Origin of the sequence: Oricola cellulosilytica (assembly GCF_019966575.1) — a bacterium.
GTDB classification, from domain to species: Bacteria; Pseudomonadota; Alphaproteobacteria; order Rhizobiales; family Rhizobiaceae; genus Oricola; species Oricola cellulosilytica.
Window position 1 is genome coordinate 127,944 of the sequence record NZ_JAINFK010000002.1, and the last position, 22,904, is coordinate 150,847.

25 protein-coding genes and 1 tRNA gene are annotated in these 22,904 nt (G+C 61.1%); 7 read left to right on the forward strand and 19 right to left on the reverse strand.

Annotation, left to right across the window (positions count from 1 at the left end):
• Positions 1-59: 59 nt before the first annotated feature.
• Both LC298_RS05330 and LC298_RS05335 read left to right on the forward strand, forming a co-directional pair.
• On the forward strand, positions 60-1,592 hold the full coding sequence (locus LC298_RS05330) for an undecaprenyl-phosphate glucose phosphotransferase (RefSeq protein WP_131568385.1): 1,533 nt from the start codon (positions 60-62) through the stop codon (positions 1,590-1,592).
• Positions 1,589-2,878, forward strand: a complete 1,290-nt coding sequence (locus LC298_RS05335) for an O-antigen ligase family protein (RefSeq protein ID WP_223385557.1) — start codon at positions 1,589-1,591, stop codon at positions 2,876-2,878. Before LC298_RS05330 ends, LC298_RS05335 begins: the two co-directional genes overlap by 4 nt.
• On the opposite strand, the gene LC298_RS05340 is transcribed toward LC298_RS05335, so the two are convergent.
• The 7 genes from LC298_RS05340 to LC298_RS05370 form a co-directional block, all read right to left on the reverse strand.
• Positions 2,841-2,917 (reverse strand) — tRNA-Pro (locus tag LC298_RS05340). The two genes, LC298_RS05335 and LC298_RS05340, sit on opposite strands and share 38 nt — an antisense overlap.
• Positions 2,918-2,975: 58 nt before the next feature.
• Positions 2,976-3,539 (reverse strand): MerR family transcriptional regulator, encoded by a 564-nt coding sequence (locus tag LC298_RS05345; protein ID WP_131568383.1) that lies wholly within the window; start codon positions 3,537-3,539, stop codon positions 2,976-2,978.
• Between the two features lie 111 nt (positions 3,540-3,650).
• Positions 3,651-3,989 (reverse strand): integration host factor subunit alpha, encoded by a 339-nt coding sequence (locus LC298_RS05350; protein WP_131568381.1) that lies wholly within the window; start codon positions 3,987-3,989, stop codon positions 3,651-3,653.
• A gap of 100 nt (positions 3,990-4,089) precedes the next feature.
• The gene (locus tag LC298_RS05355) at positions 4,090-5,061 is read right to left on the reverse strand and encodes a beta-ketoacyl-ACP synthase III (RefSeq protein WP_131568379.1); all 972 of its coding nucleotides are present in this window, start codon (positions 5,059-5,061) and stop codon (positions 4,090-4,092) included.
• Positions 5,062-5,068: 7 nt separating this feature from the next.
• Complete coding sequence (gene plsX / locus LC298_RS05360; RefSeq protein ID WP_131568377.1) at positions 5,069-6,133, reverse strand: phosphate acyltransferase PlsX; 1,065 nt, start codon at positions 6,131-6,133, stop codon at positions 5,069-5,071.
• Positions 6,134-6,255: 122 nt separating this feature from the next.
• Positions 6,256-6,819 (reverse strand): YceD family protein, encoded by a 564-nt coding sequence (locus tag LC298_RS05365; RefSeq protein WP_131568375.1) that lies wholly within the window; start codon positions 6,817-6,819, stop codon positions 6,256-6,258.
• Positions 6,816-7,355 carry a ubiquinol-cytochrome C chaperone family protein gene (locus LC298_RS05370; RefSeq protein ID WP_131568373.1) on the reverse strand — a complete coding sequence of 180 codons (540 nt, stop codon included), beginning with the start codon at positions 7,353-7,355 and terminating at the stop codon, positions 6,816-6,818. The genes LC298_RS05365 and LC298_RS05370 overlap by 4 nt, the downstream gene beginning before the upstream one ends.
• A 112-nt stretch (positions 7,356-7,467) precedes the next feature.
• On the opposite strand from LC298_RS05370, the gene LC298_RS05375 reads away from it, so the two are divergent.
• Positions 7,468-7,992: an outer membrane protein assembly factor BamE gene (locus LC298_RS05375; RefSeq protein ID WP_131568371.1), complete on the forward strand. Its 525-nt coding sequence runs from the start codon at positions 7,468-7,470 to the stop codon at positions 7,990-7,992.
• Positions 7,993-8,064: 72 nt separating this feature from the next.
• On the opposite strand, the gene LC298_RS05380 is transcribed toward LC298_RS05375, so the two are convergent.
• The 11 genes from LC298_RS05380 to LC298_RS05430 form a co-directional block, all read right to left on the reverse strand.
• Positions 8,065-10,200, reverse strand: coding sequence for a sodium-translocating pyrophosphatase (locus LC298_RS05380; protein ID WP_131568369.1), 2,136 nt, complete (start codon positions 10,198-10,200; stop codon positions 8,065-8,067).
• Between the two features lie 150 nt (positions 10,201-10,350).
• Positions 10,351-11,580: an MFS transporter gene (locus tag LC298_RS05385; RefSeq protein WP_131568367.1), complete on the reverse strand. Its 1,230-nt coding sequence runs from the start codon at positions 11,578-11,580 to the stop codon at positions 10,351-10,353.
• 4 nt (positions 11,581-11,584) lie between these two features.
• Positions 11,585-12,100, reverse strand: a complete 516-nt coding sequence (nusB, locus tag LC298_RS05390) for a transcription antitermination factor NusB (RefSeq protein ID WP_131568365.1) — start codon at positions 12,098-12,100, stop codon at positions 11,585-11,587.
• A complete protein-coding gene (gene ribH, locus LC298_RS05395; RefSeq protein WP_223385558.1) occupies positions 12,093-12,539 on the reverse strand; it encodes a 6,7-dimethyl-8-ribityllumazine synthase in 447 nt (148 codons plus the stop codon). The genes nusB and ribH overlap by 8 nt, the downstream gene beginning before the upstream one ends.
• A gap of 40 nt (positions 12,540-12,579) precedes the next feature.
• The gene (locus LC298_RS05400; protein WP_199223256.1) at positions 12,580-13,209 is read right to left on the reverse strand and encodes a riboflavin synthase; all 630 of its coding nucleotides are present in this window, start codon (positions 13,207-13,209) and stop codon (positions 12,580-12,582) included.
• Positions 13,206-14,309 (reverse strand): bifunctional diaminohydroxyphosphoribosylaminopyrimidine deaminase/5-amino-6-(5-phosphoribosylamino)uracil reductase RibD, encoded by a 1,104-nt coding sequence (gene ribD / locus LC298_RS05405; RefSeq protein ID WP_131568360.1) that lies wholly within the window; start codon positions 14,307-14,309, stop codon positions 13,206-13,208. The genes LC298_RS05400 and ribD overlap by 4 nt, the downstream gene beginning before the upstream one ends.
• 15 nt (positions 14,310-14,324) lie before the next feature.
• Positions 14,325-14,819: a transcriptional regulator NrdR gene (gene nrdR, locus LC298_RS05410; RefSeq protein WP_131568359.1), complete on the reverse strand. Its 495-nt coding sequence runs from the start codon at positions 14,817-14,819 to the stop codon at positions 14,325-14,327.
• A 9-nt stretch (positions 14,820-14,828) separates the two neighbouring features.
• Positions 14,829-16,148, reverse strand: coding sequence for a serine hydroxymethyltransferase (glyA, locus tag LC298_RS05415; RefSeq protein WP_131568358.1), 1,320 nt, complete (start codon positions 16,146-16,148; stop codon positions 14,829-14,831).
• Between the two features lie 189 nt (positions 16,149-16,337).
• The gene (locus LC298_RS05420; RefSeq protein WP_131568357.1) at positions 16,338-17,609 is read right to left on the reverse strand and encodes a L,D-transpeptidase family protein; all 1,272 of its coding nucleotides are present in this window, start codon (positions 17,607-17,609) and stop codon (positions 16,338-16,340) included.
• 318 nt (positions 17,610-17,927) lie between these two features.
• Entirely contained in the window at positions 17,928-18,437 is a 510-nt protein-coding gene (gene ldtR, locus LC298_RS05425) for a transcriptional regulator LdtR (protein ID WP_428977547.1), read from the reverse strand.
• A 135-nt stretch (positions 18,438-18,572) separates the two neighbouring features.
• Positions 18,573-19,004 carry a DUF6163 family protein gene (locus LC298_RS05430; protein WP_131568356.1) on the reverse strand — a complete coding sequence of 144 codons (432 nt, stop codon included), beginning with the start codon at positions 19,002-19,004 and terminating at the stop codon, positions 18,573-18,575.
• Positions 19,005-19,118: 114 nt separating this feature from the next.
• Between LC298_RS05430 and hemB the strand changes: the two genes are divergently transcribed.
• From hemB to LC298_RS05450, 4 genes are all read left to right on the forward strand, one after another.
• Positions 19,119-20,144, forward strand: a complete 1,026-nt coding sequence (gene hemB, locus LC298_RS05435) for a porphobilinogen synthase (protein WP_131568831.1) — start codon at positions 19,119-19,121, stop codon at positions 20,142-20,144.
• Positions 20,145-20,194: 50 nt separating this feature from the next.
• Complete coding sequence (locus LC298_RS05440) at positions 20,195-20,671, forward strand: RDD family protein (protein WP_131568355.1); 477 nt, start codon at positions 20,195-20,197, stop codon at positions 20,669-20,671.
• 67 nt (positions 20,672-20,738) lie between these two features.
• Positions 20,739-21,488 (forward strand): arginyltransferase, encoded by a 750-nt coding sequence (locus tag LC298_RS05445; protein WP_131568354.1) that lies wholly within the window; start codon positions 20,739-20,741, stop codon positions 21,486-21,488.
• A 21-nt stretch (positions 21,489-21,509) separates the two neighbouring features.
• Positions 21,510-22,448 (forward strand): DMT family transporter, encoded by a 939-nt coding sequence (locus tag LC298_RS05450; RefSeq protein WP_131568353.1) that lies wholly within the window; start codon positions 21,510-21,512, stop codon positions 22,446-22,448.
• Here LC298_RS05450 and LC298_RS05455 read toward each other — a convergent pair.
• Positions 22,389-22,892 (reverse strand): flavin reductase family protein, encoded by a 504-nt coding sequence (locus tag LC298_RS05455; protein ID WP_131568352.1) that lies wholly within the window; start codon positions 22,890-22,892, stop codon positions 22,389-22,391. The genes LC298_RS05450 and LC298_RS05455 overlap by 60 nt on opposite strands.
• Positions 22,893-22,904: the final 12 nt, after the last annotated feature.

Sequence of the window (22,904 nt, forward strand, 5' to 3'; positions counted from 1 at the left end):
CAAACGTTTCTTAGGGGCTTTCGCCTACAAACTCAGGCCAACTGGATCGAAAGCGCCCCATGAACGAAGTAGACCCGAAGCTACGCTACAATGCTGAGGCCGTGAAAAATCACCGCGGCTCTGGCGATCTGGGCGCCCCCGAGGTCAGCCTGGATCCGTTGGTCGCCCGTATCGCGGATGAGTTCCGCAAAGACAGCATATCGCCAGTGATGGTGAGCGGATATCTTCGCATCGGCGAGTTTGCGACCCTTTCGCTGATCGCCGCCACCATCATGATCGCCTACGTCGGTGTCGGCCAGTTGTGGACCTACGCGTTGGCGATCCTTTTCGGTTCGGGCCTGTTCGTCGTGCTCAACGAATTTTCTGACGGGTATGATCTGCGTGCGCTGCGCAAGCCCATTTCCTCGCTGCCGCGGATCGTCTTTGTCTGGATCGCCACATTTGCACTTCTCGCACTCGCGGCATTTCTCCTCAAGATTTCCGATAGCTTCAGCCGGGTGTGGAGCGGCTCGTGGTTCGTCGCAGGGCTGGTTTTCCTGGTTGCGACCCGGCTGCTGGTCGGTCTGCGCGTCCGGACATGGGCGCGCAACGGCATCATGGAGCGGCGCGCGGTCATCGTGGGCGGAGGCAAATCCGCCGAGAAACTCATCCGTGCCCTCGAAGTCAGGCACGACAGCGATATCCGCATCTGCGGAATCTTCGACGACCGTGATGACGACCGCTCGCCGCCGGTTGTTGCGGGCTATCCCAAGCTGGGCAATATCGACGAGCTCGTCACGTTCACGCGCCGCGCGCGAATCGACATGCTCATCGTAGCCCTTCCGCTTGATGCGGAAGACCGCGTGCTGACAATGTTGAAGCGGCTCTGGATCCTGCCCGTGGATATCCGCCTATCGGCGCATTCCAACAAGCTGCGGTTCCGTCCCCGAACCTATTCCTTCATCGGTTCCGTGCCGATGCTCGACATCTTCGATCGTCCGATCCGCGATTGGGATTCCGTCGCCAAGCGCGCCTTCGACATCTTTTTCTCCGTGTTCGGGATCGTCACCCTCGCGCCCGTCATGGTGGCCACCGCCATCGCCATCAAGCTCGACAGCAAGGGGCCGGTGATCTTTCGTCAGAAGCGTCATGGCTTTAACAACGAGATGATCGACGTTTTCAAGTTTCGTTCGATGTACACGGATCAGTGCGATCCAACAGCGCGCAACCAGGTAGTCAAGGACGACCCACGCGTAACGCCGATTGGACGCTTCATCCGCAAAACCTCAATTGACGAACTGCCCCAGTTCTTCAACGTCCTCCGCGGCGATCTATCGCTGGTGGGGCCACGGCCGCACGCAGTGAGCGCCCAGTCCCGGAACCGGCTCTACGGAGAAGTTGTCGATGGGTATTTCGGTCGTCATCGGGTTAAACCGGGCGTCACGGGCTGGGCACAGATCAACGGCTGGCGCGGCGAAATCGATACCGACGAAAAGATACGCAGGCGAACGGAGTTCGATCTGTACTATATCGAGAACTGGTCACTCTGGTTCGACCTCAAGATCCTTTTCCTTACTCCGATCCGCCTGCTGAACACGGAAAACGCCTATTGAACGATGCGGCAGCGATACCGGGCGACCCCTCGGCTGTGCGTGCACTGAACGCAGTTCTGGGAACGGCCACTATCTGGGTGGGCGCTTTTCTCAGCGGCTTCGTAATCAACGAACCCGCGCCTTACGAATTGTTCATGACCGGCCTGATCGTGATTTGGCTTCTGGCTGGTCTCGCGATCCCGCGGAGCGCCGTATTCCTGCTTGCCCTGCTTGTCGCGTTCAACATCGGCGGAGTGATCGCGACCTCGCAAATGACGACGCTTGGAACCGCTCCGATTTATGTTGCCGTGTCACTGTTTCTCGCGCTAACGTCCGTTTTCCTCGCTTCGGTCATCGCGGCACGCGCAAGCTATCTCAGCGTCATATACAGCGGATGGACCGCAGCCGCCATCCTGACCAGCCTCGCGGGCATCGCAGGCTATTTCAGCCTGTTGCCGGGAGCCGAGATGTTCACGCTCTACGGCCGCGCGAAGGGCGCATTTCAAGATCCGAATGTCTTCGCGCCTTACTTGATCCTGCCCGCCCTCTATAACCTCCGTGCGGTTCTCACCGGACCACGCCTGTCACGCTCCCTGATTCCGATTACAGTCCTCTGCGTGCTAACCTTCGGGGTTTTTCTATCCTTCTCGCGCGCGGCCTGGGGCCTTTACCTCCTGTGTTCCTTGCTGCTCATGGCAGCGCTGTTTACCGGCAGTTCGTCCAGCCGGTTTCGTCTTCGCATGATCGCGATGTCGTGCTTTGTGTTGCTTGCCGTGGCGGCCACGCTCGTCATCGCCCTGCAATTCGAAAGCGTGCGCGAACTGTTCCTCGAACGTGCGCGTCTGGTCCAAGATTACGATGCCGGACCGGGCGGCCGGTTTGGTCACCAAATTACGGGCTTCCTGCTTGCGATGGAAACGCCTTTCGGGATCGGTCCGCTCGAATTTGGAAGAATCTATGGGGCGGACACCCACAATATCTGGCTCAAGTCCTTGTTCGACTATTCGTGGCTCGGCTTTGCTGCCTATGTCACGTTGCTGACGGCCACGCTCGCGGGCGGCTTTCGCATCCTTTTTCGCGATCGCCCCTGGCAGCCTTACCTGCTGTGCGCCTACATCGTCTTCCTCGGGCACGTGCTAATCGGCAATGTGATCGACACCGACCACTGGCGCCACTTTTACGTTCTTCTGGGAATTATCTGGGGGTGCATCGCGCTCGAGGCGCGGCACGTTCGCGAAGCGTCGGGCGGCGGGGCAAAGGAAAAGAAAATGGTCGGAGCGGCGGGATTCGAACCCACGACCCCTTGACCCCCAGTCAAGTGCGCTACCGGGCTGCGCTACGCTCCGAACCGCGTGCAGCTATAGACATCCGTCTGGGTCGACACAAGCGGTTTTCGGCGGCGTCTTAACGCGCCTGATCGAGTAGTCGCTTGCACTCGAGGAGATCGAACAACGCCTCCTGCAGAAGCGCCCGGTTTTCCCGCGAAAGCTGGGTATCGCCTCCGGCTTCAGCGGCATCCTCCGGGCCGGACTTGGAGAATCCGAATATCTTCTTGCCCTTAACCTTCGCTTCGCCGACCAGAACGTTTCCGTCGGCTTCTTCCGCGCGCTGCGCCGCCTCTCTGCCAGATTGTTCATCCTGAACGGCCTTGGCGGCCTCGGCATTCTTGCGCGACATCTCCTCGAAAGCGGACATGTCCCCGGTTCCGATGGCGACCGCAAATTGCACGCCGTTTTCGCGAAGCAGCTTCTGCACACCTTTAATCGTGTACCCTTCCTCGTAGAGGAGGTGCTTGATCCCGCGCAGCATGTCGACATCGTTGGGGCGATAATAGCGGCGTCCGCCGCCGCGTTTCATCGGTTTGATCTGAGAAAACCGCGTCTCCCAGAATCGAAGCACGTGTTGGGGAAGATCGAGTTCATCAGCAACTTCGCTGATCGTGCGAAACGCGTCGGGACTTTTTTCCATGAACGACCGCCGTCTGTCCGAATCAAGCAAAGTCTACCTATCGCGCCGCCTGCCGCCAAGCACGCAAACGGCCATCAGCGCCGAAAGCATCTCCCGGCCACGGCGGAGACTTTACTCATCGTCGGGCTGATCGTGCGAATTTCCGAGCCGATCTAGATGGGCATCAGCGATTTTCTGCTTTAGAACGTTCGATGCTTTGAAAGTCATAACTCGGCGTGGAGAGATCGGCACTTCCTCGCCGGTCTTCGGATTGCGGCCAATTCGCTCGGCCTTGTCACGCACCTGAAATGTCGCGAAAGACGAGAGTTTCACGGACTCTCCGCGCACCACTGCCTCGCAAATCTCGTCGATGATCATCTCGACGAGCACTGCCGATTCGCTACGGGAAAGCCCCACTTTGCGATAGACCGCTTCTGCCAAATCCGCGCGCGTAAGCGTTTTGCCTCCCATCTGATCCGGCTTCCCTCAACGCACTGATAAGACACCGGAAAGGCTAACGTCTGACCAAGCAGGGGTCAAGCAAACTTCCGAAAGGAGCCTTTGCAAATTCTTACCAGCGCAGAAGCACCGCCCCCCAGGTGAAACCGCCCCCCATCGCTTCGAGCAGCACAAGGTCACCCTTCTTGATGCGTCCATCCCCGGCCGCCACTGAAAGAGCCAGCGGAACGGATGCCGCCGAGGTGTTGCCGTGCTGGTCCACCGTGACGACGACCTTGTCCTCGGATATGCCGAGTTTTCTGGCCGAAGCGTCGATGATCCGCCGATTGGCCTGGTGCGGCACGAACCAGTCGATCTGGTCCGAAGTGATGCCGGCCATAGAAAAGGAATCCTCGATCACATCGGTGATCATTCCCACGGCGTGCTTGAAGACCTCCCGGCCCTGCATGCGCAAATGGCCCACGGTTCCGGTGGTCGACGGCCCGCCATCGACATAAAGCTTGTCGCAATGCGCCCCGTCAGAACGAAGCTTTGCAGCAAGGATGCCGGTGTCTGAAGTCAGGCCGACGCCCTCTGCCGCCTCGAGCACGACCGCGCCGGCACCATCGCCGAACAGAACGCATGTGGTGCGATCCTCCCAATCGAGGAGACGCGAGAAGGTTTCGGCGCCGATAACCAGAATCCGGCGCGCCATGCCACCTCGGATATAGAGGTCGGCAGTGGTCAGGGCATAGATGAATCCGGTGCAGACAGCCTGCACGTCGAACGCTGCACCATGTGTCATTCCGAGACGGTTCTGGATATTCACAGCCGTCGCCGGAAACGTGTTGTCTGGAGTCGATGTCGCAAGGATGATCATGTCGATATCCGCGGGCGTCCGTCCGGCGCTCTTCAGCGCGTTACGCGCCGCCTCCTCGCCTAGCGAAGCCGTCGTCTCGCCATCACCGGCGATATGACGCTGCTTGATGCCCGTCCGCTGAACGATCCATTCGTCGGATGTCGCGACGAGCTCCTCGAATTCCTTGTTGACCATGACGCGCTCAGGCAATGCGCGTCCGATGCCTGTGACGGCTGATCTGATCATTTCAGAACTATCCTGACTGTTCGCTGACTTCCAGGGCGGGCTCCTTGCCGTTGGCCCGCCGGCCATGAAAGTATTTGAGATCGGTCTCGATCTTCACCAGAAGCTGGTTTCTCACCATGTCGTAGCCGACATCGATGGCGGCGGCGAAACCCTCCGCGTCAGTGCCACCGTGGCTCTTGATGACGATACCGTTCAGTCCCAGAAACACACCGCCGTTGACCTTGCGCGGATCCATTTTGTCGCGCAGCTGGCTGAATGCGCCGCGCGCCAGAAGATAGCCAAGCCGCGCCATCATTGTCCGGCCCATCGCGGCGCGCAGATATTCGGCGATCTGCTTGGCGGTGCCCTCGGCCGTTTTCAGGGCTATGTTGCCGGAAAATCCTTCAGCCACCACAACGTCCACCGTACCCTGCCCGAGATCGTCGCCTTCGACGAAACCGTGATAGTCCAGCGTGGTAAGGTTCGACTGGCGCAGCAACCGCCCAGCCTCCCGGACCTCCTCCTGCCCCTTGATTTCCTCAACGCCCACATTGAGCAGACCGACCGTAGGTTGTTTGACCTCGATCAGCGCGCGCGCCATCGCCGCGCCCATGACGGAAAAATCGACCAGTTGCTGAGCGTCGGCCCCGATCGTCGCGCCGACATCGAGGACGATGCTCTCGCCGCGCAGCGTTGGCCAGATCGCAGCGATCGCCGGGCGCTCGATATCGGCCATGGTCCGCAGGCAGAATTTCGACATCGCCATCAGGGCGCCAGTATTGCCCGCCGATACGCATACATCCGCCTCCCCGCTCTTGACCGCTTCGATCGCCTTCCACATCGACGATTTCCAGCGGCCCTGCCGCAGGGCCTGGCTCGGCTTGTCATCCATGCGCACGGAGACATCGCAATGGACAAACTTCGAAGCGTCGTTCAACCGGGGATGGCGCTCCAGAATGGGAACGACCTTGTCCTCCTGACCGAAGAAGATGAAGCGCAGTTCGGGATGACGCTCGAGCGATTTTGCGGCGCCGGGCACGATCACGGCCGGTCCGTGGTCGCCGCCCATAGCATCAATGGATACCGTTATCACTCGTGCCCGATCCCGTTATTGTTCTTTTCCGTCATTTGCGCACCGGGGTGCGGTCGCGGCGCGCCGACCATAACTTTTTTGGCATCGGCCTCAACACCTTATTTCCGGGAGCGTTTTGCCCTTCACAGCTTATTCTTAAGCGCGCGCAGCCCTGCGAACGGATTTTCGCCCGTGTCGCTCCCCTCGCCGGCCGGATCGCCGGCTTCAGGCAGTTCGGCACCGGGAGTACGCGGGAAGGGATCGATTTCAAGTTCGAAGAACTCCTCCGCCACCGCGCCCGCGTCGAGGATTCCGTGTTCGAACGTTTCAGGCGCATCCGGCCCGTTGGGATCGATAAGCAGGGCCCCGTCGGAATCGAGCGGGCGTCGGAGTTTCGATCCTTCCGGCAGGAAGACCGCATCGAATTCCGCATCGATAACGCTTTCCAGCGGCTCCAGCGTGACCACGCACGTCTGCTCGACATTCGCCTGGATCCTGCCGCGCAGACGCACGCCGTCCTTGCGCCAGCGCTTGATTTCCAGGTCGGTGTGAAACCGGTGCACGGCGACCAGATCGTGGGCTGCGGCTAGCGCAGCCCGCTCGCTTTCGTCCGCATCTATCGTAAGATTGAAGCCGCTGGCCGGTAGCACGGAGACCGTGATCGGACGCGAGATCGGGCTTTCCCGGTGCGTCGGCGAACTTATCATACCACCTCCGGGAACAGGATAGCGCCGGCAAGGAGAACTTCATCGGACACTCCGGCCAGCGTTGCCGCCGATCGGATCATGTAGTCGGCGATCTCGGAGGACTTCAAAGCCGCCGGACTATCCGGCGCGATATTGCGCGAGACCGCATCCGCCAGCGCCGCGCCATCGCCTTCGTCGAGCGCTGACCAGTAGGGTCCCATGCGACCGTAAAACATCCGGGCGAGCCCTTTCATTCGCTTTGGCACCGACTGATCGCCGACGCCCAATTCCCGGATCGAGTGATCGACGTCCTTGAAAAACTCATCGAGAACATCCTGCGCAAGCGCCTCGGCCGGCTGCGATGAGGCGCGTGTACGGTGGAGAAACAAAATCATGTGTAACGCGATGCACTCGTAACGGCCGAGCGGCGTGTCGGGAATGCCCCAGTCGCGATAGAACACTGGCTGGCGGGCGGCGGCGACAATCCGCGCATAGATCGCATCGACGATTCGCATGTTGACGTTTTTCGGTCCGCGCCGAAAGAGTGACATAATCATCTGCAAACGCATCTTCGTTACGGGTTGGGGGCTCGGCTGCGATCTTGCAACCGAACGCAAGTCAGGATACCGAACCCGTCGACTTCGGTTCCCCGGGCCTTCAATCACGGAGATGATGGTGACGCAAAAGAAAATCAACAAAACGGCGCGTCCGGCGATCACCCTGTCAATCGCCGCGGCACTGGGAGCAACCGCACTTTCCGGATGCACGTCGGCCGGCTTCCTCGACACATCCGAGACCTTCAAGCACGGATACGTGATCGACGAGCAATCGCTGGAGCTCGTTCCGCCAGGATCGAGCCGCGAGCAGGTCCTGCTCACCCTGGGCACGCCGACGACCCGGGAGACCTTCGACAACGAGGTGTTCTATTACATCTCTCAGACGCGCAAGCGCAATGCGGCCTTCCTCAAGTCAAGGCTGGTAGACCAGCGCGTCCTCGCCGTCTATTTCAACGAGGATGCGACGGTGGAACGGATAGCCAACTACGGACTGCAGGATGGGCGGGTGTTCGACTTCATCTCGCGCACGACGCCGACCGGCGGCACCGACCAGACATTCCTGGCGCAAATCCTCTCCGGCACCATCGGCGGGCCAAGCGCCGAAAGTGTCCTCAAACGCCGCGGCGGCGGGCTCTGAACCTTTCTCAGGTAAACAAAAACCGGCGCTGGGCAACCACCGCCGGTTTTTTTGTCGCGTGATGGACGTGGCTTAGTGCGCCAGGATGGCCAGCAGCAAGAGGGCCACGATGTTGGTGATCTTGATCGCCGGGTTCACCGCCGGACCGGCCGTGTCCTTGTACGGATCGCCGACCGTGTCGCCGGTCACGGAGGCCTTGTGGGCTTCCGAACCCTTTTCGTGTTTCACGCCGTCCTTGTCGATAAAACCGTCCTCGAACGACTTCTTGGCGTTATCCCAAGCGCCGCCGCCGGATGTCATCGAGACTGCCACGAAAAGGCCGTTGACGATCACGCCCAGCAGCATCGCGCCAACGGCGGCAAAGGCTGAGGCCTTGGACCCGGAAAGCAGCAACACGCCGAAATAGACGACGAGCGGCGCCAGAACCGGCAATAATGACGGAACGATCATTTCCTTGATCGCCGCTCGGGTCAGCATGTCAACTGCACGGGCGTAATCCGGCCGGTCCTTGCCTTCCATGATGCCCGGCTTCTCGCGGAATTGCCTGCGCACTTCCTCGACGACGGAGCCACCGGCGCGTCCGACCGCGGTCATCGCCATGCCGCCGAACAGATACGGGATCAGACCGCCAAAGATCAGGCCCGCCACCACGTAAGGGTTCGAAAGCGCAAACGAGATGTCACCCATGTCACTGAAATACGGGAACCGGTCGGCGTTGGCGGCAAAGAACTCCAGGTCGTTCGAATAGGCCGCGAACAGCACCAGCGCGCCGAGACCGGCAGAACCGATCGCGTACCCTTTGGTGACTGCCTTGGTGGTGTTGCCGACGGCGTCAAGCGCGTCGGTGGACTTGCGCACTTCCGGGTCAAGGCCGGCCATCTCGGCGATGCCGCCGGCATTGTCCGTGACCGGGCCGAAGGCGTCGAGAGCCACGATCATTCCGGCGAGACCGAGCATTGCTGTCACCGCGATACCCGTGCCGAACAGGCCGGCGAGTTGGTAGGTGCCGATGATGCCGCCGACGATGACGATCGCCGGAAGAGCAGTCGACTCCAGCGATATCGCGAGACCCTGGATAACATTGGTGCCGTGGCCGGTCACCGATGCCTGGCTGATCGAGTTGACCGGGCGCTTGTTAGTGCCGGTGTAGTACTCGGTGATGATCACGATCAGGCCGGTGACGATCAGTCCGACGATACCGCACAGGAACAGGTTCCAGCCGGTGATCGTCCGTCCCGCCACTTCTCCGACGGCATCCCAGCCGATTGTCAGGGAGGTCGCGGCACCGAGGCCGATGATCGACAGAACGCCGGTCGCGATCAGCCCCTTGTAAAGGGCGCCCATGATCGACCCGTTGGTGCCCAGCTTGACGAAGAAGGTGCCGGCGATCGAGGTGACCAGGCAAGCTGCGCCGATGGCAAGCGGATAAAGCATTACCGAGGCAAGCACGTCTGTTCCGGTGAAGAAGATCGCCGCGAGAACCATCGTCGCGACGACAGTCACGGCGTAGGTCTCGAACAGGTCGGCGGCCATGCCTGCGCAGTCGCCAACGTTGTCGCCGACGTTGTCGGCAATCGTTGCCGGGTTGCGCGGATCGTCTTCCGGAATGCCGGCCTCGACCTTTCCGACGAGGTCGCCGCCAACGTCCGCACCCTTGGTGAAGATGCCACCGCCGAGACGTGCGAAGATCGAGATAAGCGATGCGCCGAAGCCAAGCGCGACGAGCGCATCGATGACCGTGCGATCATCCGGCACCATGCCCATCGGACCGGTCAGGACGTAATAGTAGATCGAGACGCCGAGCAGCGCGAGGCCGGCAACCAGCATGCCAGTGATCGCGCCTGACTTGAACGCGATCTCGAGGCCCGCAGCGAGGCTGTGCGAGGCCGCTTGCGCGGTGCGGATGTTCGCGCGAACCGAAACGTACATTCCGATGTAACCGGCCAGGCCCGAGAGCACGGCGCCGATCAGGAAGCCAACTGCGGCGACACCCGTCAGCAAGAGCCATGTGCCGGCGAACACCACAACGCCCACAATGGCGATCGTCGTGTACTGGCGGTTGAGATATGCCTGTGCGCCTTCGCGGATCGCCCCTGCGATCTCCTGCATCCGCGCATTGCCTTGGTCAGCGGCCAGGACCGACTGCGTCGCCCAGATCGCATAGACGATCGAAAGCAGGCCGCAGGCGATGACAGCAAGAAGTACCATGCCAAAATCCTTTAATTGAGCAGACCCGAAAACCCCTCCCAGGCCCATCTGGACGTCACCGGATTCGCGAAAGCGCAGCCGGATCGGCGCATTGGTAGTTTAAGCCGCAAGTCAACGTCAAGCAGACTTCCGTACGGTCCAGAGGCAATTCTATTCGCCTGGTTGTGCAACCTCGCGATTTCGCGAACCCAGAACAAGAAGTCCGAGCAGGAGAAGACAGAAAGCCACAACCGGAAAGACGACCCAGTTGAGCATGTTCCAGCCAAACGCATTGAGCGTGAAACCTGACATCAGGGACGCGAAAGCGACCGTCGAAAACAGCAGGAAGTCATGCAGTCCCTGCACCTTGTTCTTCTCGCTCGGCCGGTAGGCGTCCGTCAGCATAGCGGTCGAACCGATGAAGCCGAAGTTCCACCCGATGCCGAGCAGAACGAGCGCGAACCAGAACTGCCAGAGAGCGATACCCGAAAGCGCGACCGCCGCGCAGGCGACCAGAAGCAGGAGCCCGGCAGCAATGATCCGTTCCTTGCCGAACCGGGCGATCAGACGGCCCGTCACGAAGCTTGGGGCGAACATTGCCATAACATGGAATGAGATACCTATCGCCGCCTCGTCAGTGGTAAAGCCGCAGTCCACCATGGCCAGCGGAGCGCCGGTCATGACGAAGCTCATCAGAGCGTAGGAGCCAACCGCACATGCAAACGCCACCAGAAAGCGCGGCTGCACCAGGATTTCGCTCAGCGGGCGCGGCGGTTGTCCGGTGGGCACCGTCGCCCCCGGAACATCGCGTCCGATCTTGAGTGTCGACAGCACGATCATGCCAAGCAAGCCGAGAGCGACCATCGAGACGAACGCTCCGGCGAACATCACAGGCGCGAACAGGTCACGCGTCCACACGACGGCCTGCGGACCTATAATTGCCGCAAAGACACCGCCTCCGAGCACCCATGAAATCGCCTTCGGGCGGAAATGCAGCGGCGCATTGTCAGCAGCGGCGAAGCGGTATTGCTGAACGAAGGAGCCGCCGACGCCCACGATCAGCAGTCCTGCGGCAAACAGCCAGAAATTCGCCATGAAGATCGCAGCCGCCGCAATCGTGCCGCCGAGCGCCGTGACCAGCGCACCTGACATGAAACCGGCGCGGCGGCCGACCGCGCGCATGAGCATCGCGGCGGGCAGTGCGCCCAGCGCGACGCCGACGTTGAAGCCCGTGACAGGCGCCGTAGCCAGAGACTTGTCGGCGGCTAGCAGATAATGTCCGGCGAGACCGCCGACCGAGATCGCGATCGGCGCCGCGGAGCCGACGATCGCCTGCGCCACGGCGAGGGTCAGCGCGGCGCGTTTGGCAACCGCTGCTTCTGCCGTGGCATCGGCTTTCATGAGGTCAAAGATCCTTTTTTGTCTTTTTCTGGATGTCGCGCGCCACACGGTCCAGCACGGCGTTCACCAGACGCGGCTCCTCGCCATCGTCGTAGAATGCACGGGCGATATCGACATATTCGGAGATCACGACGGCGGTTGGCAGATCTTTGGTACGGGTCAGTTCAAAGGCTCCGGCGCGCAAGATCGCACGCAATGTCGAATCGAGACGCGAAAGCGGCCAATCGTCGGTGAGCGCTTGGCGAACAATCGGGTCGAGCGTCCTCTGTTGACTCACCACACCCCCGAGAATCGAACGGAACCACGAGGCGTCGGCCTCTCGGTACTGCTCGCCATCGAGTTCCTTGCCAAGGCGGAAGGTCTCGTATTCTGCAGCCGTCTCGAGAACGCCCCCGCCCGATACGTCCATCTGATAGAGCGCCTGGACCGCGGCGAGCCGTGCTGCGCCGCGCTTGTTCGCCGCTTTGGGCCCGCCATCACGCGCTCTGGCCGGCGGCTTGCTTTTTTGCGCATCAGTCATTGGCGCCAAATTTCTTTCGCAGCGCGATCATCACCAAGGCGGCGCGGGCGGCAAAGCCGCCCTTGTCCAACTCGGTGACGCGTGCGCGTTCCCAGGCCTGATCCTTGTTTTCTACTGTCAGGATGCCGTTTCCGACCGCGATCCCCTCGTTGACGGACAAGTCTGTCAGCGCGCGGCTCGACTCGTTGGCGACGATTTCGAAGTGGTACGTCTCGCCACGGATCACGGTACCGAGCGCGATATAGCCGTCATAAGCGACCTCTCCCTTCCGCGCCCAGGCAATGGCTGCCGGAATTTCCAGCGCCCCCGGCACTGTGACGACATCGCAGGTCGCTCCGCCCTCCTCGAGCGCCGCTTTCGCGCCTTCCAGAAGGGCGTCGGACAGGCCGTCATAAAAACGCGCTTCGACAATCAGCAAATGCGGTTGGTCGCCTGCCATGTTTGGCATCTCCGGAGAAGTATCGTGGTCGGGCGGTGGCCTACGCCTCTTTGCCATGCTCCGCAAGGCGCTTCACATATCTCTCGACATAGCGCGCCATCTGGTCGATCTCGAGATTGACCTCCTCTCCGGCAACGCGCTCCTTCCATAGCGTGACCTCAAGCGAATGGCGGATCAGCAGAACGTCGAACTCGTCACCCTCCACGGTGTTAACCGTGAGCGATACGCCATCGAGTGCGACCGACCCTTTGGGCGCGATATAGCGCGCGAGCGCCTCAGGCGCCCGCAACCGGAAGCGGATCGCCTCGCCTTCGGCCGTTCGCGCGACGATCAGTGCCTTGCCGTCAATGTGCCCCGAGACCATGTGCCCGCCGAATTCGTCTCCTGCCCTCATGGCGCGTTCAAGATTGACGCGGGTGCCTTTCGTCCATGCGGCCGCAGTCGTCAGCCGCAACGCCTCCTCCCAGGCTTCGACCTCGAACCATCGCCGGTTGGCGCCTTGTTCAGCCTTCCCTGTGACGGTCAGACAGATGCCGGAGCAGGAAATCGACGCGCCTATGTCAATGGACGCAGGATCGTAAAGCGTCTCGATGCGGAAGCGCCGCCCCTGATCGCGTTCGGATATCTCCACGATCTGCCCGATGTCGGTCACGATGCCGGTGAACATCATTTGCTCCGGAGGAATTCGTGGCACCGGTCGGCGCCAAAGCGCCATTCGCCCGAAGCGGTGTATTCGCCTGGGATCGTTGCGCGGGTGAACGGCGCGGCGATGCCGTTCGCACCGACGACCACGTCGCTTTCGAAAAGCACGATGCGATCGGCGAGACCTTCCGCAAGAAACGACCGTGCCACCTTCGCGCCGCCTTCCACCAGCAACCTCATCACGCCCTGAGCCGCCAGGTCGTCCAGAAGTTCGGGCAAGGCGACGCGGCCTTCGTGCTCCTCGCAAGCGATAAGCCGGACGCCTGCGCCCTCCAGCGCCTGTGCCCGTTCGGATGCCGGGTGCGCGGTGCCGATCGCGAGCGGCGCATCGCCGACGGAATGGACCAGCCGCGAACCCAGCGGCAGCCGCGCGGTTCGGTCAAGAATGATACGCAGCGGCGACCTTGCGCTGAGCCCCGGAAGGCGGCAGGTCAACTCCGGATTGTCCGCCAGCGCGGTACCGATGCCGACCAGAATGGCGTCATGCTCGGCACGCAGGAGGTGGCTTTGCGCACGGGCTGCGTCGCCGGTGATCGGCACCTGTCCGGCAGCGTCACGGCCGATCATGCCGTCGGCGGAAACCGCCAGTTTGACGGTCACTTCACAGCGTTTCTCTGCAGATCGAGTCAAATAGCCGGAAAGAACGCCTTTTGCCTCTTCCGCCATTACATCCTGCTCGACCTCGATACCGGCAGCGCGCAGCATCTCGTATCCCCGCCCCGACACCCGGCTGTCGGGATCGGTGGCCGCAGCGACCACCCGCGCGATCCCGGCGTTTACCAGTGCCTCGGCACAGGGTGGCGTGCGGCCGTGGTGTGCGCAAGGCTCTAGAGTGACGTAGGCGGTTGCGCCCCTGGCCCGATCTCCGGCTTCAGCCAGCGCGAGCGGCTCGGCATGGGGGCGGCCACCGGTCGCGGTCACGCCACTGCCGACGATGACGGGGCCATCGCCGTCGTCCCTGACGACAAGGGTTCCGACCGACGGATTCGTGCCGGTCAGGCCAAGATGACGGCGCGACATCCGAATGTTGGCGGCCATGAGGCGGCGATCGAGAGCGGTCGTGGTCATGACACCAAAACGGGGCTAATCCTTCGCGGGCGCAATCACTTCCTCGTTGGCGGCAGGCAGATTGCCGCCCAATTCGCCAAGAAGATCCTGAAAATCCTGCGGATCGCGGAAATTCTTGTAGACCGAGGCAAAACGTACATAGGCGACGTCGTCCATGCCCTTCAACGCTTCCATCACCAGCGTGCCGATGTTTTCCGCGGCGATCTCCTGCTCGCCCGTGCTTTCTAGCTGCCGGACGATACCGGATACGGCCCGTTCGACGCGCTCGGGATCCATCGGGCGCTTGCGCAAAGCGATCTCGAAGGAACGTGCCAGCTTGTCACGGTCGAAAGGCACCTTCCGGCCGCTCTTCTTGACCACGTAGAGATCGCGCAACTGCACGCGCTCGAACGTCGTGAACCGCCCGCCGCAGTCGGGACAGACACGCCGGCGGCGGATAGCCGCCCCGTCCTCAGCAGGGCGGCTATCCTTCACCTGTGAGTCCAGCGATTGGCAGAACGGACAGCGCATGCTTGGCGTCTAACCCATGTATCCGTAAATCGGAAAGCGATCCGTCAGCGCGATCACATCCTTTTTCACGGTCGCCTCGACTGCGGAATTGTCGCCCTCCGGCCCTGCATCACGCAGGCCGTCGAGCACGCGCACGATCATCCGGCCGATTTCTCGGAACTCCGCCGGGCCAAAACCGCGTGTCGTCCCCGCAGGCGTGCCGAGGCGGATGCCCGAGGTGATCGTCGGTTTTTCGGGATCGTCGGGAACGCCATTCTTGTTACAGGTAATGAACGCGCGGCCAAGCGCCTGCTCGGCGGCCTTGCCGGTGACGCCCTTGGGGCGCAGATCGACCAGCATCAGATGCGTGTCAGTGCCGCCGGAAACGATCTCCAGACCGTTCTCGACCAGTGTTTGGGCGAGCACCTTGGCGTTCTCGGCAACTGACCGGATATAACCACGGAATTCGGGATGCAGCGCCTCGCCGAATGCGACCGCCTTTCCCGCAATTACGTGCATCAGCGGGCCGCCCTGTAGGCCGGGGAATACGGCCGAATTGATTTTCTTGGCGATGGTCTCGTCACTGGTGAGAACGATGCCGCCGCGTGGGCCGCGCAGGGTCTTATGGGTGGTCGATGTCGCGACATGCGCGTGCGGGAACGGGCTGGGGTGCTGGCCCCCGGCGACAAGGCCCGCGAAATGCGCCATGTCGACCCACAGAAATGCCCCTACCTTGTCGGCAATCTCGCGAAAGCGCTTGAAGTCGATGATCCGCGAATAGGCCGAACCACCGGCAATGATGATGACCGGCCTGTTCTCGACGGCAAGTTCCTCAACCTGATCGTAATCGATCAGCCCGGTCGCGTTGTCGAGACCATACTGCACCGCGTTGAACCACTTCCCGGACAGATTCGGCCTGGCGCCGTGGGTCAGGTGACCGCCGGCATCGAGACTCATGCCAAGGATCGTGTCGCCCGGTTTCGCTAGTGCAAGCATCACGGCCTGGTTGGCCTGCGACCCGGAGTTCGGCTGTACATTGGCATATTCGCAGTTGAACAGTCTGGTCACGCGCTCAATCGCGAGATCCTCGGCAATATCGACAAAATGACAGCCGCCATAATAGCGGCGGCCGGGATAGCCTTCGGCGTATTTGTTCGTCATCACCGATCCCTGCGCCTCAAGGACCGCGCGCGACACGATGTTCTCGGAGGCGATCAGTTCGATTTCGGAGCGCTGGCGGCCGAGTTCCTTGCCGATCGCGTCAAAGATTTCCGGATCGCGGTCCGCGAGGGTCTCTGTGAAGAACGCGTCCGAGTAGGCCGCGCTTTCGGCCGTGCTGCTGTGTGACATCGAAAATTCCTTTCGAAGAGGCAAGTTAAGGCTGATCGAAGCTCGATTGCCGGCGCATTATCATGGAATCGGCGAGACTTCTATCGCCTCACAGCGAAATCCGGATGGCGCGAACAAGCATATCGTCAGACCCTCCCGAATAGAAAAAGCCGGCTCAAGGCCGGCTCTTTCACTAGATCTCTCTTGGGCTCAAAGCGAGGTGGAAGACAACTGAAGTTCGTCCACGCCGTCGTTGCGATAAATATCGTCACGAAAGTGTACAACACCGTCACCTGTCGACCAGGCGGTGACATAGACCATGTAGATCGGAACCGGGGTACTCAGCGGAATCTCGGTGTTTTCCCCGCTCGCGATCACCGCTTCGATCTGATTGCGCGACCAGCCAGGTGTGTCGCGCAGCAGCCATGTGGTGAGTTCGCGCACATTGTGCACGCGAACGCAGCCTGACGATTCAAACCGCAAGAGTTGCCCGAACAGGCTCTGTTGGGGCGTATCGTGCAGATACACCGCATGCGGATTAAGGAAATTGATCTTCGTCGAAGCCATCGCATTGATCTTGCCGGGGTCCTGACGAAACCGCAGATTGACTGCCTCGTTCGTCGACCAGTCGACCTGCTCCGGCGGAACCTCTTGCCCCTGCCCGTCGAACAATCGAATGCTGTTTCGAGTAAGATAGGTCGGGTCCTTCCGCATCAGCGGAATGATGTCCTTTTCGATGATCGATTTCGGGGCGGTCCAGTAGGGATTCAGAATGATCTCATGCACGTTGGATGTCAGAACCGGGGTCTGCCTGTCGGTCTTGCCGACAATTGCCTTGTGGTTCTGGGCGACACGCCCATTCTCCACCGCCTCGATCTCTGCGCCGGGAATGTTGACCATCACGTAACGGTCGCCAAGGAAACCGGACATCGAGTGGAGCCGTACCAAGTTCGTTTCCAACTGACCGAGCCGGATGGGCGCAGGCACATTCAGCGCAGCGAGCGTGACGTCCCCGATGACGCCATCAGCAGTCATGCCGTGACGCATCTGGAAACGCTTTACCGCCTCATCGAGGAAGGTGTCGTACACCGGACTGTCGCCGGAATTGCGAGGCAGGTCACCGGAAACGATCAGACGGCGACGCAGATCGCGAACCGCCGGCGTCGAGGAACCGACCTTCAGCCGTTCGGTGAGATTGACGTGCGGCCAGCCGCCCTGCGCGACAATACCGCGATACGTGGCTATCGCCTGCTCGACATAGGAAACGGTCGCCGGACTGAGAATGGGCTGGCGCGAGCGAACCTCCGGGGCGCGCGTACCGACCGCGTCGAACTGGTCTTCCCAATTGCCGCGCCGCGGTGACCGCAGTACCTCGATCAGGGTGTCCTGCGCCCTGGCTTGGGAAAGACCGGCAAGTGTTGCTCCCAGCGCGCCCGCGCCCTTCAGGAAAGACCGGCGGCTGCCTTGTTTGGATCTGTTCATTATTCACCTGCGTAATTAAGCCCAGAAAGACGGAGGTCAGCCTTGAAGAACTCTCACCTAGCACCGTCAACTTAACAAAGCGGAAAGCATGATCACGGTTACGCGACCACATAAGCAGCACCAGGAATGTGAACGCCGCCCTTACTCTGACTTTCGCCCTCGCCCCGGGATTTTCACAGCTTTATGGCCAATTCATGTTGAGGATGCACGCGGCTGTCGAAGCTTTCGGGGTGGCCGGATTCAGCAGCGCCAAGGAGCGGGAATCAGAAAAGGCGCGGACTTCCATCCGCGCCTTTAACCCTGTAACCGGCGGAATGCTCAGAGCCGATAGAGAATCGTGTCGTTCCAGAATCGGTCGAGGCGCTGCATCGCTTTGTTCATAATCTGAAATTCATCGGCGCCGATGCCGCCGACTGCTTCGATCGACAGGATGTGTCTGTTGTAGAGTTCGCCCACGATCTCGGCGACCTCCCTGCCCTTTTCGGTTAGGCTGACACGAACCGAACGACGGTCCGACTTCGACTTCTTGTGATCGATAAAGCCCAGATCGACCAACTTCTTCAGGTTGTAGGAGACGTTCGACCCAAGATAGTAACCGCGCGAGCGCAACTCGCCAGCGGTCAGAACGCTTTCGCCGATATTGAACAGGAGCAAAGCCTGCACCGCATTGATGTCGCTGCGGCCGGCACGGTCAAATTCGTCCTTGACCACGTCAAGAAGGCGGCGGTGCAGCCGTTCAACAAGTTGAAGCGATTCCAGATAAAGATCGCGTACCTCACTTGCCGACGGACTCGCGGGCATTGCGCCCACCATGCTGGTAGCATTCATGATTAGATTGCCTCTCTGTTATGTCGGCGATTGTTTTTTCTTTCGCCGTTGAGAGGCAACCTAGCCAATGCGAATAAAATTCGAATTAAACACCATCGTTAATGTTTGATTACAGTGAAATGCATTGGAACAGCGTTAATAATCGTTTATGCGCCGGCGCCAGCGCTGTACCACGATGATGATCAGGAACGCTGCGAGCACTGCCAGCGAAACGGCATGACTGGCGACGAGCTGGGGCTTGGAGAGATACCGCTCGGCCCAGACGCCATACATCCCAATTTCGATGAACAGCGATGCGCCCCAGAGCACGATCCCCCAAGTGGTCAGCATCCACAGTCCCATCGCGGCACAGGGCAGAAGGACGGCCAGTACAACGGTGGGAACCTGCCAGTGCAGTTCCAAGAGATCGAACCTCGGCAGATGGTCGTTGTCCACTCCGATCAATTGCGCCCAATAGGATAGCCCTGCAGCCATCGCGAAAGCGGCCATTACGCGGAGGAACCAGACAAAGGCTATCTGCACCAGCGAGGGCCTGTCTTCCTTCATTTCCCCGCTGAGCGCTACCACGTGTCGATCCGATGCGTCCGGTCTAGAATTGGAGTCACAATTGGCCCTCTTGGCCATACCGGAATTCCCGTGATAGGCAAACCCGTCAGACGCGATCCGGCTAACGGTGCGAGGATGAACATGCGGCGCGATGTCGATGAAATAACGGGCGGAAAGCGGCTTCGGCGAATGCGAAAAGCCGAATGGTCGCGGCGTCTTGTTCGCGAGAACCTACTGTCGGCGAGTGATCTTATCTGGCCGGTCTTTCTGATGGAGGGCGACGATTCGGCGGAGGACATTGCCGCGATGCCGGGTGTCCGGCGGCTCACGGTCGACCGCGCCGTGGAGGCCACGCGCCGCGCTGCCGCGCTCGGTATTCCCGCTATTGCCACATTTCCGAACATTCCGATGGAGCGTCGCGACCGCACCGGAAGCCACAGTCTCGATGCCGACAATCTGATCAACCGCGCCACGCGCGCCATCAAGTCGGCGGTTCCCGAGATCGGCATCATCACCGACGCGGCCCTCGATCCGTTCACTGACCACGGTCATGACGGCGTGCTGCGGGAGGGCGTCATCGTGAATGACGAGTCTGTCGCGCTAATCACGGAGGCAGCCGTTGGCCAGGCTCGGGCCGGCGCAGACATCATCGCACCCTCCGACATGATGGACGGCCGGGTTGGCGCAATACGCGACGCGCTGGACGAGGCCGGATACGCCGATGTCGCAATCATGTCGTATGCAACCAAATTCGCGTCCGCCTATTACGGCCCCTATCGCGAGGCGATCGGCACTGCTGGCGTCCTGCAGGGCGACAAGAAGACCTACTACATCGATCCGGCGAACACCGAAGAGGCCCTGCGCGAGACCGAAGCCGATATCGCCGAGGGCGCGGACATGGTCATGGTCAAGCCCGGTTTGCCCTATCTCGACATTTGCTGGCGCGTGAGGGAGACCTTCCAGGTGCCCACCTTCGCCTATCAGGTCTCGGGTGAGTACGCGATGATCGAAGCTGCGGCCGCCAATGGCTGGATCGACGGCGAGCGTGTGATGATGGAAAGCCTGCTCGCCTTCAAGCGCGCCGGCTGCGACGGCATACTCACCTACTACGCCTTGCGGGCAGCCGAGGCGCTTCAGAACCGGGGTGCCGGCGGTTCTTGATATCGAACGTTCCGGCCCCCACCTCGGGGTAAGGAAAACGGAAGACACCAATGAGCGATCCGCAGATTATGCATACCGCCGGGGAGCGCATGGCATCCCGGTTCGACGACTGGCGCCTGTTCGAGGGTGTACGGACCCGTAGAATCATCGCCTTCCTGATCGATTACGCGATGGTGATCCTGCTCATCTTGATCGCCGTTCCGCTGATTTTCGTACTCGGTTTCGCGACGTTCGGCGCAGCGTGGCTGCTCTACCTCATGCTCTCTCCCCTTGTCGCGCTCACCTATGTCGGCTGGACGATCGGGGGCCCCTCCCAGGCGACCATCGGCATGAGGCTGACGGGGGTTCGTCTCGAGCGCTACGACGGTCGGAAAATTGATTTCCTCACCGCCGTCGTGCACGCGGTTCTGTTCTGGGCATCGGCGGCAATCTTCCTCCCGCTGCTCCTCGCTCCGCTCGTCCTGGAGCACAAGCGCACCCTCCATGATCTGGCGCTGGGAACGGTCGTCGTACGCTCTGGACGGTGACCCCGGTCGGCGTATTGACCTTTTCGCGTTTCTCGCCAACTCTGGATGCGGACGCGAGATTGGTGGAATGACTCAGCACTCACCGAAATCACCGCAATTCTTCCTGACGTCGCCGTCTCCCTGCCCCTATCTGGATGGGCAGTTCGAGCGGAAGGTCTTTACGCATCTGGTCGGCGACAAGGCCGCCGAGATGAACGATCTGCTAACCCAGGGCGGCTTCAGGCGGAGCCAGAACATCGCCTACCGGCCAGCGTGTGAGACGTGCAGGGCCTGCGTCTCGGTACGGATCCTCGCCAACGAATTCATGCCCTCCAAGAACATGCGGCGCATCCAGAATCTCAACAGCGATATTATCGGTGTCGAACACACCGCCGAACCGACGAGCGAGCAGTATTCGCTGTTCCGACGCTACCTCGATTCGCGCCACCGCCAGGGCGGCATGTCGGAAATGACGGTGCTCGACTACGCCATGATGGTCGAGGACACGCATGTACCGACGAGGATTGTAGAATACAGGCTGCGCGACCCGGACAGTTTTATTACGGGCGGCAGCACGGGGCCGTTGCAGGCCGTCGCGCTGTCCGACAGGATGGCCGACGGTTTTTCCATGGTCTATTCGTTCTTCGACCCCGATCAGACACCGCGCTCACTCGGGACGTGGATGATTCTCGACCATATCGAGCGTGCACGCGCAGCCGGTCTTCCGCACGTATATCTCGGCTATTGGGTGGAGGGATCGCGGAAAATGGAATACAAGACGCGCTTTCGGCCGCAGGAGCATCTGCTCGCCGATGGCTGGGAACGGATCGACTCCTGATCAGGCACGCGCGTACGATCCATGACACCACACCAAAAAGGTCTGGCGCTGACCGGCTTCGGCGCCATGGTTCTGACTTTCGACATTCCCGTCCTTCGACTTGCCGGGGGTGACCTCTGGCCGGTGCAGTTCGTGCGGTCGGGTCTCGGCCTGGGCGTCGCTCTTCTCGCCTGGGGCGTTCTGGCACTGGCCAGGAGGCGCTCTGCCCTGATCCCCGGCCGGGTCGGCGTGGCAACCGCTGGGCTTTACGGCCTGTCGGCGATCGCCTTCGTCAACGCCGTGTTTCACACGGCCGCGGCAAACGTCGTTTTCATCCTCTCCTTCAACATAGCCTTTGCGGCCATGCTGGGTTGGCTCGTGCTGGGCGAACGGCCCGCGCGGGCGACGCTGGTGACCATGGCGATCATGATCGGTGCGGTCGCGCTCATCGTCGGTGACAGCATGCGCACTGGAAACCTGTTTGGAGATATTTCCGCCCTTTTTGCCGCCTTCCTGATCGCGGCGGCCATCACCCTCACCCGGGCCAGCGGCCGGGACATGGGATTTGCGCCGATGGTGGGCGGAATCCTGCCGGTCGTCCTTGCATCCGCGGTCATGCTCGGCGGCGGACCCGGGGCGGAGACGATCGAGGCGCCATGGTGGCTGATTCTCAATGGCGCCGTGCTGATACCGTTGTCATTCTGGTGCCTTGCAACGGGACCCAAATACATTACCGGATCGGAGGTCGCGATGTTCTTTCTTCTCGAGACGGTGCTCGCGCCGGTGTGGGTCTGGATGATTTTCGGCGAGGTCCCCACCACGCCCGCACTGATCGGCGGCGTAATTCTGATCGCGGCACTTGTCGGGCACACGCTGTGGCAATTGCGGCGCGAACGCCGCCGGACGCTGGTCAGAAAGCGGTCAGTTGCGCAAGGTCGTGAACCGGCCGCGGACGTAGCCAAGCGGCGCCTTGCCGTTTGAGGAAAACCCGAGGATTCTCCCGATAAGGACATCATGGTCGCCGGCCTCGACCACGGTCTCCAGCGCGCAGTCGAACCATGCCACCGCGCCGTCCAGAATCAACCGTCCCGAGGACAGCCGCCTGACCGGGACCTCGGCGAAGCGCTCGGCCAGCGTTCCACGCGCAAATTTTGTGGCAAGCAAGCTCTGCCGCTCGGCGAGAACACTGACGGTGTAGCCCTCACCCTCAGTGAAGGCCGTGTGGCTATGCGAGGCGCGGCGGACGCTCCACAGGACCATCGCCGGATCAAGCGAGACGGTGTTGAACGAGTTGCAGGTCATGGCATGATCAACGCCCTCGTGGCGGGTCGTCACCACTGTTACGCCGGTTGCGAAGCAGCCCATCGCCTCTTTGAGCGCGCTATGGTTCAGCGCTTCGATATTCAAATTGGCTTCGGCGTTCATGATATGCGTTCT

Bases quoted from the DNA above. Each gene is read 5' to 3' on its own strand.
- LC298_RS05385 (WP_131568367.1), bottom strand. From the start codon at position 11,580: ATGAAAGCCGATGCCACGGCAGAAGCAGCGGTTGCCAAACGCGCCGCG.
- ribD (WP_131568360.1), bottom strand. From the start codon at position 14,309: ATGACCACGACCGCTCTCGATCGCCGCCTCATGGCCGCCAACATTCGG.
- nrdR (WP_131568359.1), bottom strand. From the start codon at position 14,819: ATGCGCTGTCCGTTCTGCCAATCGCTGGACTCACAGGTGAAGGATAGC.
- LC298_RS05365 (WP_131568375.1), bottom strand. From the start codon at position 6,819: ATGATAAGTTCGCCGACGCACCGGGAAAGCCCGATCTCGCGTCCGATC.
- LC298_RS05445 (WP_131568354.1), top strand. From the start codon at position 20,739: ATGACTCAGCACTCACCGAAATCACCGCAATTCTTCCTGACGTCGCCG.
- nusB (WP_131568365.1), bottom strand. From the start codon at position 12,100: ATGACTGATGCGCAAAAAAGCAAGCCGCCGGCCAGAGCGCGTGATGGC.
- LC298_RS05375 (WP_131568371.1), top strand. From the start codon at position 7,468: ATGATGGTGACGCAAAAGAAAATCAACAAAACGGCGCGTCCGGCGATC.
- LC298_RS05330 (WP_131568385.1), top strand. From the start codon at position 60: ATGAACGAAGTAGACCCGAAGCTACGCTACAATGCTGAGGCCGTGAAA.
- LC298_RS05440 (WP_131568355.1), top strand. From the start codon at position 20,195: ATGAGCGATCCGCAGATTATGCATACCGCCGGGGAGCGCATGGCATCC.
- LC298_RS05380 (WP_131568369.1), bottom strand. From the start codon at position 10,200: ATGGTACTTCTTGCTGTCATCGCCTGCGGCCTGCTTTCGATCGTCTAT.
- LC298_RS05350 (WP_131568381.1), bottom strand. From the start codon at position 3,989: ATGGGAGGCAAAACGCTTACGCGCGCGGATTTGGCAGAAGCGGTCTAT.
- LC298_RS05370 (WP_131568373.1), bottom strand. From the start codon at position 7,355: ATGATTATGTCACTCTTTCGGCGCGGACCGAAAAACGTCAACATGCGA.
- LC298_RS05420 (WP_131568357.1), bottom strand. From the start codon at position 17,609: ATGAACAGATCCAAACAAGGCAGCCGCCGGTCTTTCCTGAAGGGCGCG.
- hemB (WP_131568831.1), top strand. From the start codon at position 19,119: ATGAACATGCGGCGCGATGTCGATGAAATAACGGGCGGAAAGCGGCTT.
- LC298_RS05345 (WP_131568383.1), bottom strand. From the start codon at position 3,539: ATGGAAAAAAGTCCCGACGCGTTTCGCACGATCAGCGAAGTTGCTGAT.
- ribH (WP_223385558.1), bottom strand. From the start codon at position 12,539: ATGGCAGGCGACCAACCGCATTTGCTGATTGTCGAAGCGCGTTTTTAT.
- glyA (WP_131568358.1), bottom strand. From the start codon at position 16,148: ATGTCACACAGCAGCACGGCCGAAAGCGCGGCCTACTCGGACGCGTTC.
- LC298_RS05450 (WP_131568353.1), top strand. From the start codon at position 21,510: ATGACACCACACCAAAAAGGTCTGGCGCTGACCGGCTTCGGCGCCATG.
- ldtR (WP_428977547.1), bottom strand. From the start codon at position 18,437: ATGAATGCTACCAGCATGGTGGGCGCAATGCCCGCGAGTCCGTCGGCA.
- LC298_RS05455 (WP_131568352.1), bottom strand. From the start codon at position 22,892: ATGAACGCCGAAGCCAATTTGAATATCGAAGCGCTGAACCATAGCGCG.
- LC298_RS05400 (WP_199223256.1), bottom strand. From the start codon at position 13,209: ATGATGTTCACCGGCATCGTGACCGACATCGGGCAGATCGTGGAGATA.
- LC298_RS05355 (WP_131568379.1), bottom strand. From the start codon at position 5,061: ATGATCAGATCAGCCGTCACAGGCATCGGACGCGCATTGCCTGAGCGC.